This window comes from Variovorax sp. 20P10.2.4 (assembly GCF_058244205.1).
In genome coordinates this window covers 1-11,625 of record NZ_JBZAYE010000197.1, presented here as the reverse complement: position 1 = coordinate 11,625, position 11,625 = coordinate 1, and the positions used below count along the sequence as shown (strand labels likewise).

Sequence of the window (11,625 nt, the reverse complement as noted above, 5' to 3'; positions counted from 1 at the left end):
TGGCGGTGCAACTGCACGTGGCCTACTCGGCCACCTTCAAGCGCGGCGCCGGCGTGGTGGCCGGCGGCCCGTACTACTGCGCCGAAGGCTCGGTGCTCAACGCCACCGGCCGCTGCATGACGCATGCGAGCAGCATCCCGGTGTCCACGCTCGTGAGCACCACCAACAGCTGGGCCGCCAGCGGCGCGATCGACCCGGTGTCGAACCTCTCGGGCTCCAAGGTCTACCTGTTCTCGGGCACCTCCGACAACACGGTCAAGCAGCCGGTGATGGACGACCTCAAGACCTACTACCAGAGCTTCGTGCCAGCGGCCAACACGGTCTACAAGAACAACCTCGGCGCGGGCCATGCGATGGTCACCGACGACTACGGCGGCGCCTGCGCCACCACGGCCTCGCCCTACATCAACAACTGCGGCTTCGATCTCGCGGGCGAGATCCTCACGCACCTCTACGGCCCGCTCAACGCGCGCAACAACGGCACGCTGGGCGGCAGCTTCACCGAGTTCAACCAGGGCGAGTTCTCGGGCGGCTCGGGCATGGCCGCCACCGGCTGGCTCTACACGCCCGCGGCCTGCGCGGCCGGCAGCGGCAACAGCTGCCGCGTGCACGTGGTGCTGCACGGCTGCAAGCAGAACTACACGGACGTGGGCGACCAGTACGTGAAGAAGACCGGCTACAACCGCTGGGCCGACACCAACAACATCGTGCTGGTCTATCCGCAGACCAGCACCGCGGCCACCAACAGCTGCTGGGACTGGTGGGGCTACGGCAGCGTCAACTACGCCAAGAAGTCCGGCCCGCAGATGGCGGCCGTCAAGGCCATGGTCGACCGCCTGACCGGCGGCGGGGGCGGCAGCGCGCTGCCCGCGCCCACCGGCGTGGGCACCTCGGGCGCGACCAGCACCAGCATGGTCATCGGCTGGACCGCCGTGGCCGGCGCCAGCGGCTACAACGTCTATCGCGGCGGCAGCAAGGTCAACGCCTCGCCGGTGACCGGCACCAGCTACACCGACACCGGCCTGGCACCCTCGACCAGCTACAGCTGGACCGTGACCGGCCTGACCGCGGCCAATGCCGAGGGCGCGATGTCGACCGCGGCCACCGGCACCACCACCGGCGGCAGCGGCGGCGGCACCTGCTTCACCGCGAGCAACTACGCCCACACCGTGGCCGGCCGTGCCTATGCGCTGTGGGGCCTGACCTATGCCTACGGTTCGGGGCAATCGATGGGCCTGTGGAACATCTACGTGACTACCACGCTGAAGCAGACCGGCCCCAACTACTACGTGATCGGCAGCTGTTGAGGCCGGTCGACCTTCCTGGATTTTTCGTTTTCGCAATGACCAACGATGCTTGAGACCCGAGATCTGACCATACGCTTCGGCGGGCACGTGGCCGTCAATGGCGTGAGCTGCGCATTCGCGCCGGGCACGCTGACGGCCATCGTCGGCCCGAACGGCGCGGGCAAGACCACCTACTTCAACCTGATCTCGGGCCAGCTCAAGGCGAGCGCGGGCACGGTGTCGCTCGACGGCCAGCCGCTGTCGGGGCTGTCGCCGTCCGCCCGCACCCGCGCCGGGCTGGGGCGGGCCTTCCAGCTCACCAACCTGTTCCCCAACCTCACGGTGCTGGAGAACGTGCGCCTCGCGGTGCAGGCCACGCGCGAGGGCGCGCACCGCCGCGGGCTCAACCTCTGGAGCATCTGGAGCGACCATGCGGCGCTGACCGCGCGCGCCGACGAGCTGCTGGCGCAGACCAACCTCAAGTCGCGCGAGCACGCCACCGTGGCCAGCCTGCCGCACGGCGACCAGCGCAAGCTCGAGGTGGCGCTGCTGATGGCGCTCGAGCCCAAGGTCTTCATGTTCGACGAGCCCACGGCCGGCATGAACGCGGCCGAGGCGCCCGTGATCCTCGACCTGATCCGCCAGCTCAAGCAGGACCGCAGCAAGACCATCCTGCTGGTCGAGCACAAGATGGACGTGGTGCGCGAGCTCGCCGACCGCATCATCGTGCTGCACAACGGCACGCTGGTGGCCGACGGCGATCCGGCCACCGTGATCGCCTCGCCGGTGGTGCAGGAAGCCTACCTGGGCATCGCGAAGGAGGCCGCCGCATGAGCACCAATCTGCTGAGCCTCGAGGGCGTGCACACGCACATCGGGGCCTATCACATCCTGCACGGCGTCGACCTCGCCGTGCCCAAGGGCCAGCTCACGATGTTGCTGGGCCGCAACGGCGCGGGCAAGACCACCACCCTGCGCACCGTCATGGGCCTGTGGCATGCGTCGCAGGGCAGGGTGCGCTTCGGCGAGCGCGACATCACGGCCCTGCGCACGCCGCAGATCGCCGAGCTGGGCATCGCCTACGTGCCCGAGAACATGGGCATCTTTTCCGACCTCACGGTGAAGGAGAACATGCTGTTGGCCGCGCGTGGCGCGAAGAACGCGCAGCAGATGGACGACACGCGCCTGCAGTGGATCTTCAAGCTGTTCCCCGCGGTCGAGAAGTTCTGGAACCACCCCGCGGGCAAGCTCTCGGGCGGCCAGAAGCAGATGCTGGCCGTGTCGCGCGCCATCGTCGAGCCGCGCGAGCTGCTGATCGTCGACGAGCCCAGCAAGGGCCTCGCGCCGGCCATCATCAACAACATGATCGACGCCTTCGACGAGCTCAAGCGCAGCGGCGTCACGATCCTGCTGGTGGAACAGAACATCAACTTCGCGCTGCGCCTCGGCGACGCGGTCGCGGTGATGGACAACGGGCGCGTGGTGCACAGCGGCTCGATGGCGGCCTTCGCGGCCGATGCGCAACTGCAGCAGTCGCTGCTCGGACTGGCTCTATGAAAATCGAATTCGACTGGAAGCCGCTGCTGCTGGTGCCCGTCCTCGCGCTGGTCGCGCTGCCGCTCACGGGCTCGTTCTCGACCTGGCTCACGCTCACGGTCGCGGGCCTCGCGATGGGCATGATCATCTTCATCATCGCCTCGGGCCTGACCCTGGTGTTCGGCCTGATGGACGTGCTGAACTTCGGCCACGGCGTGTTCATCGCGCTGGGCGCCTTCGTGGCCAGCAGCGTGCTCGGCCTGATGGGCGACTGGACCGGCTCGCAGGAACTGTGGCGCAACCTGGTGGCGGTCTTCCCGGCCATGCTGGTCGCGATGGCGGTGGCCGGCGCCGTCGGCCTGGCCTTCGAGCGCTTCATCGTGCGGCCGGTCTACGGCCAGCACCTGAAGCAGATCCTCATCACGATGGGCGGCATGATCATCGGCGAGGAACTGATCAAGGTGATCTGGGGTCCGGCGCAGGTGCCGCTGCCGCTGCCCGAGGCGCTGCGCGGCTCGCTGCTGGTGGGCGACGCGGCGATCAGCAAGTACCGGCTGCTCGCGGTGGCGGTGGGCGTGGTGGTGTTCGGCCTGCTGGCCTGGACCCTGAGCCGCACCAAGATCGGCCTGCTGATCCGCGCCGGCGTGCAGGACCGCGAGATGGTCGAGTCGCTCGGCTACCGCATCGGCCGTTTGTTCGTCGGCGTGTTCGTGGTCGGCAGCGCGCTGGCCGGGCTGGGCGGCGTGATGTGGGGCCTGTTCCAGCAGAACCTGGTGCCGCAGATGGGCGCGCAGGTCAACGTGCTGATCTTCATCGTCATCATCATCGGCGGCCTCGGCTCCACCGGCGGCGCGCTGCTCGGCGCGCTGCTCGTGGGCCTGATGACCAACTACATCGGCTTCGTGCTGCCCGCGCTCACGCAGTTCGCGAGCATCTTCCTGATGGTGGCGGTGCTGCTGTGGCGTCCGCAGGGCGTGTATCCGGTGGCGAACCGCTGAGGACCGAGCCATGTTCCTGAAACGACTCCTCTCCAACGACATGCCCCGAAGCCGCATGCTGGCGGTGCTGCTGGTGGCGCTGTTCCTCGCGCTGGCCTTCGCGCCATTCTTGTTCCCGGGCGTGAAGGCGCTCAGCGTCGCGGCCAAGATCCTGGTGTTCGTGGTGCTGGTCGCGAGCTTCGACCTGCTGCTGGGCTACACGGGCATCGTGAGCTTCGCCCACACCATGTTCTTCGGCATCGGCGCCTATGGCATCGCGATCTCGGCCTCGCGGCTCGGGCCCGACTGGGGCGCGGTGCTGGTGGGCCTGGGCGCCTCGCTCGCGGTCTCGCTGGTGCTCTCGTTCGCCATCGGCCTGTTCTCGCTGCGGGTGCGCGCGATCTTCTTCGCGATGATCACGCTGGCCGTGGCCTCGGCCTTCCAGACGCTGGCCTCGCAGCTGTCGGACTTCACCGGCGGCGAGGACGGCCTGACCTTCAAGCTGCCCGAGCTGATCTCGCCGAGCTTCGAGTTCGCGGAGGAGCCCTTCCTCGGCGTCTCGCTCGACGGGCGCCTGCTGTGCTACTACCTGCTGTTCGTGGCGGCTGTGGTGCTGGTGCTGGCGATGCTGCGCATCGTCAACTCGCCCTTCGGCCGCGTGCTGCAGGCGATCCGCGAGAACGAGTTCCGTGCCGAGGCGATCGGCTACCGCGTGGTGGTCTACCGCACCACGGCCGCGGTGCTGTCGGCGCTGTTCGCCACGCTGGCCGGCGCCATGCTCGCGATCTGGCTGCGCTACAACGGCCCCGACACCTCGCTGAGCTTCGAGATCATGGTCGACGTGCTGCTGATCGTGGTGATCGGCGGCATGGGCACGATCTACGGCGCGGCCATCGGCGCCGTGCTGTTCGTGGTCGCGCAGAGCTACCTGCAGGACCTGCTGCGCATGGGCAGCGAGGCCGCGAGCGGCCTGCCGTGGCTGGCCGCGCTGCTGTCGCCCGACCGCTGGCTGCTGTGGCTCGGCGTGCTGTTCGTGCTGTCCGTCTATTACTTCCCCACCGGCATCGTCGGCAAGCTGCGGGCCCGCCGCGCGAACGCCGCGCGATGAGCGACTTCATGACTTCCCGCATCGTTCCTTCCTCTCACTATGCACGGCTCGCGGGCCGCGAGATCCACTGGCTGGACTGGCCCACGGCCGAGCCCGACCCGCAGGTGCTGATCGCCTGGCACGGCCTGGCGCGCACCGGCCGCGACATGGACGAGCTGGCCGAGCATTTCGCCGCGCGCGGCTTCCGCGTGATCTGCCCCGACACCATCGGCCGCGGCCTGAGCGAATGGAGCCCGCTGCCCGACGAGGAGTACCGGCTCGCCTTCTATGCGCAACTGGCCGAGGCGCTGTGCGACGAGCTGCAGCTCGAGCGCGTGCATTGGGTCGGCACCTCGATGGGCGGCGCGATCGGCACCGTCTGCGCGGGCGGCCTGGTCGTGCCGCGCATGAAGGCACGCATCGCGAGCCTGGTGCTCAACGACAACGCGCCCGAACTCGCGCAGGCCGCGATCGAGCGCATCCGCGCCTATGCCGGCAACCCGCCGGCCTTCGACACGGTGAGCGAGCTCGAGACCTTCTTCCGTGGCGTCTACAAGCCCTATGGCTGGCTCAGCGACGCGCAGTGGCGCCGGCTCGCCGAGACCTCGACGCGCCGGCTGCCCGACGGCCGCGTCACGCCGCACTACGACCCGGCGATGGTGCGCCAGTTCAGCACGCGCGAGGACGACTACCTGATCTGGCCGCACTACGACGTCATCGAGGCGCCGGTGCTGTGCCTGCGCGGCGCCGAGTCCGACCTGGTGCTGCCCGAGGTGGTCGAGGCCATGCGGCAGCGCGGCCCGGGCGCGGCGGGGCGGCTCGAAGTCGTCGAGATCCAGGGTTGCGGCCACGCGCCCGCGCTCAACGTGCCCGAACAACTGGAGTGCATCGAAGGGTTTATTCGCGCCGCCGGCCGCTGAGGGGACGGCGGCCTCCACAATCGCCGCCGGTCATCACCCCACAGCAACACACAGAGGCATTCGCACCATGGCGCTTTCGATGTACGACATTTCCGTGCCGGTCTTCACCCGCGGGCTGGCCCAGCTTCGCCACGTGCTCGGCAAGGGCCTGGCCCATGCGCAGGCCAACGGCATCGATCCATCGACCCTGGTCGATGCGCGCCTCGCGCCCGACATGCTCACGCTGGCCGGCCAGGTGCAGCGCGCGAGCGATGCCTGCAAGCTCGGCACCGCGCGCATCGCGGGCGTGACCGCGCCCAGCTTCCCCGACGAGGAGAAGAGCTACGACGAACTGCTGGTGCGCATCGCGAAGACCGAGGAGTTCCTGCTCGGCGTGGACCGCGCGCAGATCGACGGCCACGAGGACCGCCCGGTGGTCATCACCGCGCGCGGCACCGAGGTGCATTTCACCGCGCAACGCTACCTGCTGCAGTTCGCGCTGCCCAACTTCTTCTTCCACGCCACCACCGCCTACGACGTGCTGCGCAACGCCGGCGTGCCGGTGGGCAAGATGGACTATCTCGGCAAGTTCTGAGGCCGCGAAGGGCGGCGGCCCTGACCCTGGTCTTTACGCCGCCGGGACAACCTTCAAATTGCCGTGACACCTGCGCACGCACCGCGCGTGCCGCGAACAATCGCGTCTGACCGCTGTCGGTCTGACATTCGAGCGAGGTTCGCGATCATGAACATGTTGTCCAGAAGGGCGTTCTCGGGGCTGGCCGTCGGCGCTTCCGCGTTCGTGGCGGCCGTGGGCGGCGGATGGCCGGCGCGAAGCGCGCTGGCCGTGTCGCCGGGCCTGCGCGACTACGGCAAGGCCCCCGAGTTCGCGGGCATCGACCGGTGGCTCAACTCGGAGCCGCTCACCCTGCAGGGGCTGGCCGGCAAGGTGGTGCTGGTCGATTTCTGGACCTACTCCTGCATCAACTGCATCCGCACGCTGCCGCACGTGGTGCGCTGGTACGAGAAGTACAAGGACCAGGGCTTCGTGGTGGTGGGCGTGCATTCGCCCGAGTTCGCCTACGAGAAGTCGACGCGCAACGTGCAGGACGCGATCGAGCGCTTCGGCATCCGCTACCCGGTGGCGCAGGACAACGGCTTCACCACCTGGAAGGCCTACGACAACCAGTACTGGCCCGCGTTCTATCTGGTCGACGGCAAGGGGCAGGTGATGCGGCGGCATTTCGGCGAGGGCGAATACGCCGAGATGGAAGCCGCGATCGAGGCGCTGCTGGCGCGCCGGGCCGCGAGCTGAGCGCAGCACCGGCGGCAGCTCAGGGCTTGCGCGCGCGGATCGAATACATCAGCGGAATGCGCGGCATGCCCTCGGGCGGCGCCATGCGGCGGCCACCGATGTCGCGCATGCCCTCGAAGGGCTTCCAGCCATTGGCGTACGGGTACTCGTCGAGCCGCTCGATGACCAGCCCGGCCTGCGACAGCGCCGTCGTCACCTGGCCCAGGCCCCAGGTGAATTCGAAGCTCGGGTGCGGGTTGCTGAAGTTCTCCACGCCGCGCTCGTAGCCTTCGCGCACGAGGCCATCGCCCGATGCGGCCACGTAGTCGCCCACGCCTTCCTCGGGCACGGGGGCATCGTTGAAGTAGTCGTAGTGGAACTTCCAGGCCGGGTCGAACACCAGCGCGAACGGATGGAACTCGACGAAGACGAAGCGGCCGCCGGGCGCGAGCAGCTGCGCCACGCCTCGGGCCCAGGCCGCGATGTCGGAGAGCCAGCACAGCGTGCCGTAGGAGCAGAACACGATGTCGTGGCGCTCGCCGCGTGCCTGCGCGTCGCGGAAGTAGTCGTAGACGTCCGAGCGGACGAAGCGCGCCGCGATGCCCGACTGCCGCGAGAGCCGGGTGGCGAAGTCGATGGCCTCGTCGGAGATGTCGACGCCCGTCACCTCGGCGCCGAGGCGCGCGATGCTCAGGCTGTCCTGCCCGGCATTGCATTGCAGGTGCAGCACCGACAGGCCCTTCACCTCGCCGAGCAGGCCGGCTTCCTCGGGGAACAGGGTGCTGCCGCCGTCGCGGAAGAAGGCCGCCTGGTCGCCCTTGTGGCTGTTGTGCGCGAGCGTGGCCGCGTTCCACGAGAGGCGGTTGGCCTCGTGCAGCTCGGGCTTCATCGCGTGCTCCAGCCCGCGAGATGGCGCTCGGCGATGTCGGCGAGCGCGTCGATCCAGGCCGGGCAGTCGTTGAGGCAGGGGATGTAGCTGAACTGCTGGCCGCCCGCATGCAGGAAGGCCTCGCGGCCTTCCATCGCGATCTCCTCGAGCGTCTCGAGGCAGTCGGCCGGAAAGCCGGGGCAGGCCACGTCGACGCGCTTCACGCCCGCGGCGCCGAGTTCGCGCAGCGTGGGTTCGGTGTAGGGCTCGAGCCATTTGGCCTTGCCGAAGCGCGACTGGAAGGTCACGCGGTACTGCGCGGGCGCGAGGCCCAGGCGCGCGGCGAGCAGGCGCGCGGTTTCGAGGCACTGCGACTGGTAGGGATCGCCGAGCTCGATGTTGCGCGCGGGAATGCCGTGGAAGCTCAGCAGCAGCACCTCGCCGCGGCCCTGGTCCTGCCAGTGCGCCTCGATGCGCCGTGCCAGCGCCTCGGTGTAGCCGGGGTCGTCGTGGAACTGGTTGACGAAGCGGAACTCGGGCACGCTGCGCTGCGCGCGGCTCCAGTCGTTGACGGCATCGATCACGCTCGCGGTGGTGGTGGCCGAGTACTGCGGATAGCCCTGCAGCACGAGCACGCGCTCGACGCCTTCGGCCTGCAGCGCATCGAGCCGCGCGCCGATCGACGGGTTGGCATAGCGCATCGCATCGCGCACCGCCACGCGGTGGCCGCGCCGGCCCAGCGTGTCGCCCAGGCGCTGCGCCTGCCGTTCGCTCCAGACCTTGAGCGGCGACCCCTCGGGCAGCCAGATGCTCGCGTACTTGGCGGCCGACTTCGCGGGCCGCACGCGCAGGATGATGCCGTGCAGGATCGGCAGCCAGAGCAGGCGCGGGATCTCGACCACGCGCGGATCGCCGAGGAAGTCCGCGAGATAGCTGCGCACGGCGCTGGCGGTGGGGGCATCGGGCGAGCCGAGGTTGCACCAGAGGACGGCGGTGCTGCGATGGTCGTTGCCGGGGGCGAGCGAGGGACTTGGAGGCATGCGATATTCTGGGGCATGACTTCCGACCCCACGGTCCCCGCGAGCAACGCGCCGCTCGATCTCAAGCGCATCAGCGCCATCACCCTCGACCTCGACGACACCCTCTGGCCGATCTGGCCGACCATCGAACGCGCGGAGGCCGTGCTGCATGCCTGGCTGCTGCGCGAGGCGCCGAAGACGGCCGCGCTGCTGGTCACGCCGGGCGTGCTGCGCGAGCTGCGCGAAGCCACGGCCAAGGAGCGTTCCGACCTCGCGCACGACCTCAGCGCGCTGCGCCGCGAATCGATACGCACCGCGCTGCGCCGCGCGGGCGAGGACCCGGCGCTGGCCGATCCGGCCTTCGATGCCTTCTTCGCCGAACGCCAGCGCGTGACGCTCTACGACGATGCGCTTCCCGCGCTCAAGTGGCTCAGCGAACGCTATCCGCTGGTGGCGGTGTCGAACGGCAATGCCGACATCCACAAGACCGGCGTGGGGCGCTGGTTCCGCACCGCCTTCAATGCGCGCGCCTTCGGCAGCGGCAAGCCGCACGCGCCGATCTTCCGCGCCGCCGCGGCCTCGGTCGGCCTGCTGCCCAAGGACGTGCTGCACGTGGGCGACGATGCCGAGCTCGACGTGGTGGGCGCGCTCAACGCCGGCATGCAGGCCGCCTGGCTGGTGCGCGACGAGCGGCCCTGGGTGCATGGCGCGCGGCCGCAGCTGATCGTGCCGAACCTGCACGCGCTCTGTGTGGCGCTCGGCGCCTGATCCTCAGGCGAAGACCGGACGGAAGAAGCTGCGCTCGTAGCTGAGGATGCAGCGCGTTTCCTCGGCATAGCGGAAGGCGGCCTGGCAGTCGGCGTCCTGCATCGAGTCGGCGCGGTACTGCTCGTAGGCCGCGAGGCTGTCGAAGCTGAACATCGCGAGCGCCACGTTGCTGACGCCCTCCGAGGGCAGGAAGTAGCCGTGGTGCTTGCCGCCGAACTTCTCGACCAGCGGGATCCAGAGCCTGCCGTAGTGCTCGAACTCCCTGAGCTTGTAGGGGTCGACGATGTAGCGCAGGTAGCAGGTGACCATGGTTCGTTCCGGGGGGAGGGTGGGCCGTGAGGGCAATTTCCGCCGCGGCTGCGGCGAACGGGTGGCCCGACTATAGTTTTGCTTCCCCGGCCTGCGGCGCGAGCGCGCCGCGCGAAAGCTCCCCATGCATCTGTCCAACTGGCTCCTCTTCTGCGGCGTGACCCTGCTCGTCGCCTTCACGCCCGGCCCCGCTGTGCTGCTGGCGGTGTCGAACTCGATGTCGGTGGGGCCGCGCCGCGCGATGATCAGTTCGCTGGGCAATGCGACGGGGCTGTTCATGGTGTCGGCCGCCGCGATGGCCGGGCTGGGCGTGGTGCTCTCGACCTCGGCCCATGCCTTCATGGTGCTGAAGCTGGCGGGTGCGGCCTACCTGATCTACCTCGGCATCAAGCAGTGGCGCAGCCAGGGCAGCGTGTTCGCCGACCTGCAGGGTGCCTCGGTGGCGGGCTCGCCGCGTTCGAGCTGGCGCCTGTTCGGCCATGGCCTGACGGTGGCGCTGACCAACCCGAAGAGCATCCTGTTCTTCTCGGCGCTGTTCCCGCAGTTCCTCACGCAGGACGCGCCGATCGCCACCCAGTTCGCGGTGCTGACCACCACCTTCGCCGCGGCCTCGGTGCTGTCGCATGCCTTCTATGTGCTGCTGGCTCGCCTGCTGCGCAAGCAGCTGTCGGACCCGCGCCGCACGCGGCTGTTCAACAAGGTCTCGGGCGGCGCCTTCGTGCTGCTGGGGCTGAGCCTGCTGCGGTTGCGCAACAAGGCGGCGGCTTAGTCGAGGCCGAAGCGCTCGCGCAGCGCGGCGCAGAAATCGGCCGTGCCGCTCAGCGAAAGGGCCAGGGTCTCGAAGCGCGCATCGTCGCGCGTGTGCTGCAGGTCATAGTCCCACACCGCTCCCTCGTCGAGCGCGCCGCGCGCATCGGGAAAGGCGGCCTCGGCCCAGGCCAGCACGCGATCGATCTCGGCGCGTACCTCGCCCAGACGCTCCGGCGGAACCGAGGCCATCGCATCGAAGCTGCCATGGCCGTCGGCGTCCTCGCTGTAGTCGAATTCGAGGTAGCGCAACTCGCCGCTCATGCCGTCGCCCTTGCCGCGGCCAGGCCGCTGAGCACCGCGCCCTCGAGCGTGGCGGGGTAGGGGCCTGCCACATAGTCGCCGCAGGCCAGCAAACCGGGCGCGATGGTGGCCGGCGGCCGCGCCAGTCCAGGCGTGCAGGCAAAGGTCGCACGCTTCTCGACCACGGTCTGCACCACCTGCAGGCCGGCCTGGCCCAGTTGCGCGGTGGCCTGCGCGAGCGCCTGCGTCTCGAGCAGCTCGCGCGGCGTCTCGTTGGCGCTCACGACCATCGCGAGCACGCCCGGCAGGCCGCAGAGCCGTTCCTTGTCGAACACGAACTGGGCCGGTGCCGTGGCCGGGTCGCTGCGCAGCGCGAGCATCGGTTCGGCCAGCGGCGTCGCGCCGCGCAGGTAGATCGTGGCGATGGCCTCGAAGCGCAGTGCCTCGGTGCATGCGCACCAGGTCTCGGCCGGCAGGCCGCTGGCGCGTACCAGCCGCGCGGCATCCCAGGGCGCGCAGGCCAGCACCACGCGGTC

Annotated in this window: 15 protein-coding genes; 10 read left to right on the top strand and 5 right to left on the bottom strand. The window is 69.4% G+C overall.

All coding sequences use genetic code 11. From position 1 onward, the window contains the following. From AC27VN_RS19155 to AC27VN_RS19120, 8 genes are all read left to right on the top strand, one after another. Nucleotides 1-1,307: extracellular catalytic domain type 2 short-chain-length polyhydroxyalkanoate depolymerase (locus tag AC27VN_RS19155; RefSeq protein WP_490877529.1), on the top strand; the 1,307-nt coding region annotated here is incomplete at its 5' end. Nucleotides 1,308-1,352: 45 nt separating this feature from the next. After that, nucleotides 1,353-2,120, top strand: a complete 768-nt coding sequence (locus tag AC27VN_RS19150; RefSeq protein WP_208508136.1) for an ABC transporter ATP-binding protein — start codon at nt 1,353-1,355, stop codon at nt 2,118-2,120. Continuing rightward, complete coding sequence (locus tag AC27VN_RS19145; protein WP_203201312.1) at nt 2,117-2,842, top strand: ABC transporter ATP-binding protein; 726 nt, start codon at nt 2,117-2,119, stop codon at nt 2,840-2,842. The genes AC27VN_RS19150 and AC27VN_RS19145 overlap by 4 nt, the downstream gene beginning before the upstream one ends. Further along, complete coding sequence (locus AC27VN_RS19140; RefSeq protein ID WP_209545137.1) at nt 2,839-3,819, top strand: branched-chain amino acid ABC transporter permease; 981 nt, start codon at nt 2,839-2,841, stop codon at nt 3,817-3,819. The genes AC27VN_RS19145 and AC27VN_RS19140 overlap by 4 nt, the downstream gene beginning before the upstream one ends. Nucleotides 3,820-3,829: 10 nt before the next feature. After that, a complete protein-coding gene (locus AC27VN_RS19135) occupies nt 3,830-4,906 on the top strand; it encodes a branched-chain amino acid ABC transporter permease (protein WP_490877528.1) in 1,077 nt (358 codons plus the stop codon). An 8-nt stretch (nt 4,907-4,914) separates the two neighbouring features. Further along, nucleotides 4,915-5,805, top strand: coding sequence for an alpha/beta fold hydrolase (locus AC27VN_RS19130; RefSeq protein ID WP_490877527.1), 891 nt, complete (start codon nt 4,915-4,917; stop codon nt 5,803-5,805). Between the two features lie 67 nt (nt 5,806-5,872). Then, nucleotides 5,873-6,379: a DUF1993 domain-containing protein gene (locus AC27VN_RS19125; RefSeq protein ID WP_093344245.1), complete on the top strand. Its 507-nt coding sequence runs from the start codon at nt 5,873-5,875 to the stop codon at nt 6,377-6,379. Nucleotides 6,380-6,532: 153 nt separating this feature from the next. Then, on the top strand, nt 6,533-7,096 hold the full coding sequence (locus AC27VN_RS19120) for a thioredoxin family protein (protein ID WP_490877530.1): 564 nt from the start codon (nt 6,533-6,535) through the stop codon (nt 7,094-7,096). Between the two features lie 19 nt (nt 7,097-7,115). Here AC27VN_RS19120 and AC27VN_RS19115 read toward each other — a convergent pair whose 3' ends face one another. Beyond that, nucleotides 7,116-7,964, bottom strand: a complete 849-nt coding sequence (locus tag AC27VN_RS19115) for a class I SAM-dependent methyltransferase (RefSeq protein WP_093344244.1) — start codon at nt 7,962-7,964, stop codon at nt 7,116-7,118. Beyond that, complete coding sequence (hemH, locus tag AC27VN_RS19110) at nt 7,961-8,983, bottom strand: ferrochelatase (protein ID WP_490877526.1); 1,023 nt, start codon at nt 8,981-8,983, stop codon at nt 7,961-7,963. The genes AC27VN_RS19115 and hemH overlap by 4 nt, the downstream gene beginning before the upstream one ends. A gap of 15 nt (nt 8,984-8,998) precedes the next feature. Between hemH and AC27VN_RS19105 the strand changes: the two genes are divergently transcribed. Further along, nucleotides 8,999-9,730: an HAD family hydrolase gene (locus tag AC27VN_RS19105; RefSeq protein WP_490877525.1), complete on the top strand. Its 732-nt coding sequence runs from the start codon at nt 8,999-9,001 to the stop codon at nt 9,728-9,730. Between the two features lie 3 nt (nt 9,731-9,733). Here AC27VN_RS19105 and AC27VN_RS19100 read toward each other — a convergent pair whose 3' ends face one another. Continuing rightward, nucleotides 9,734-10,039 (bottom strand): NIPSNAP family protein, encoded by a 306-nt coding sequence (locus tag AC27VN_RS19100; RefSeq protein ID WP_490877524.1) that lies wholly within the window; start codon nt 10,037-10,039, stop codon nt 9,734-9,736. A gap of 124 nt (nt 10,040-10,163) precedes the next feature. Here AC27VN_RS19100 and AC27VN_RS19095 point away from each other — a divergent pair, with 124 nt between their 5' ends. Then, on the top strand, nt 10,164-10,808 hold the full coding sequence (locus AC27VN_RS19095; protein WP_490877523.1) for a LysE family translocator: 645 nt from the start codon (nt 10,164-10,166) through the stop codon (nt 10,806-10,808). Here AC27VN_RS19095 and AC27VN_RS19090 read toward each other — a convergent pair. Together AC27VN_RS19090 and AC27VN_RS19085 are read right to left on the bottom strand one after the other, a co-directional pair. Further along, nucleotides 10,805-11,110, bottom strand: a complete 306-nt coding sequence (locus AC27VN_RS19090) for a hypothetical protein (protein WP_490877522.1) — start codon at nt 11,108-11,110, stop codon at nt 10,805-10,807. The two genes, AC27VN_RS19095 and AC27VN_RS19090, sit on opposite strands and share 4 nt — an antisense overlap. Then, nucleotides 11,107-11,625, bottom strand: a 519-nt coding sequence (locus AC27VN_RS19085; RefSeq protein WP_490877521.1) for an FAD-dependent oxidoreductase, incomplete at its 5' end; no start/stop codon positions are given. The genes AC27VN_RS19085 and AC27VN_RS19090, both read right to left, overlap by 4 nt.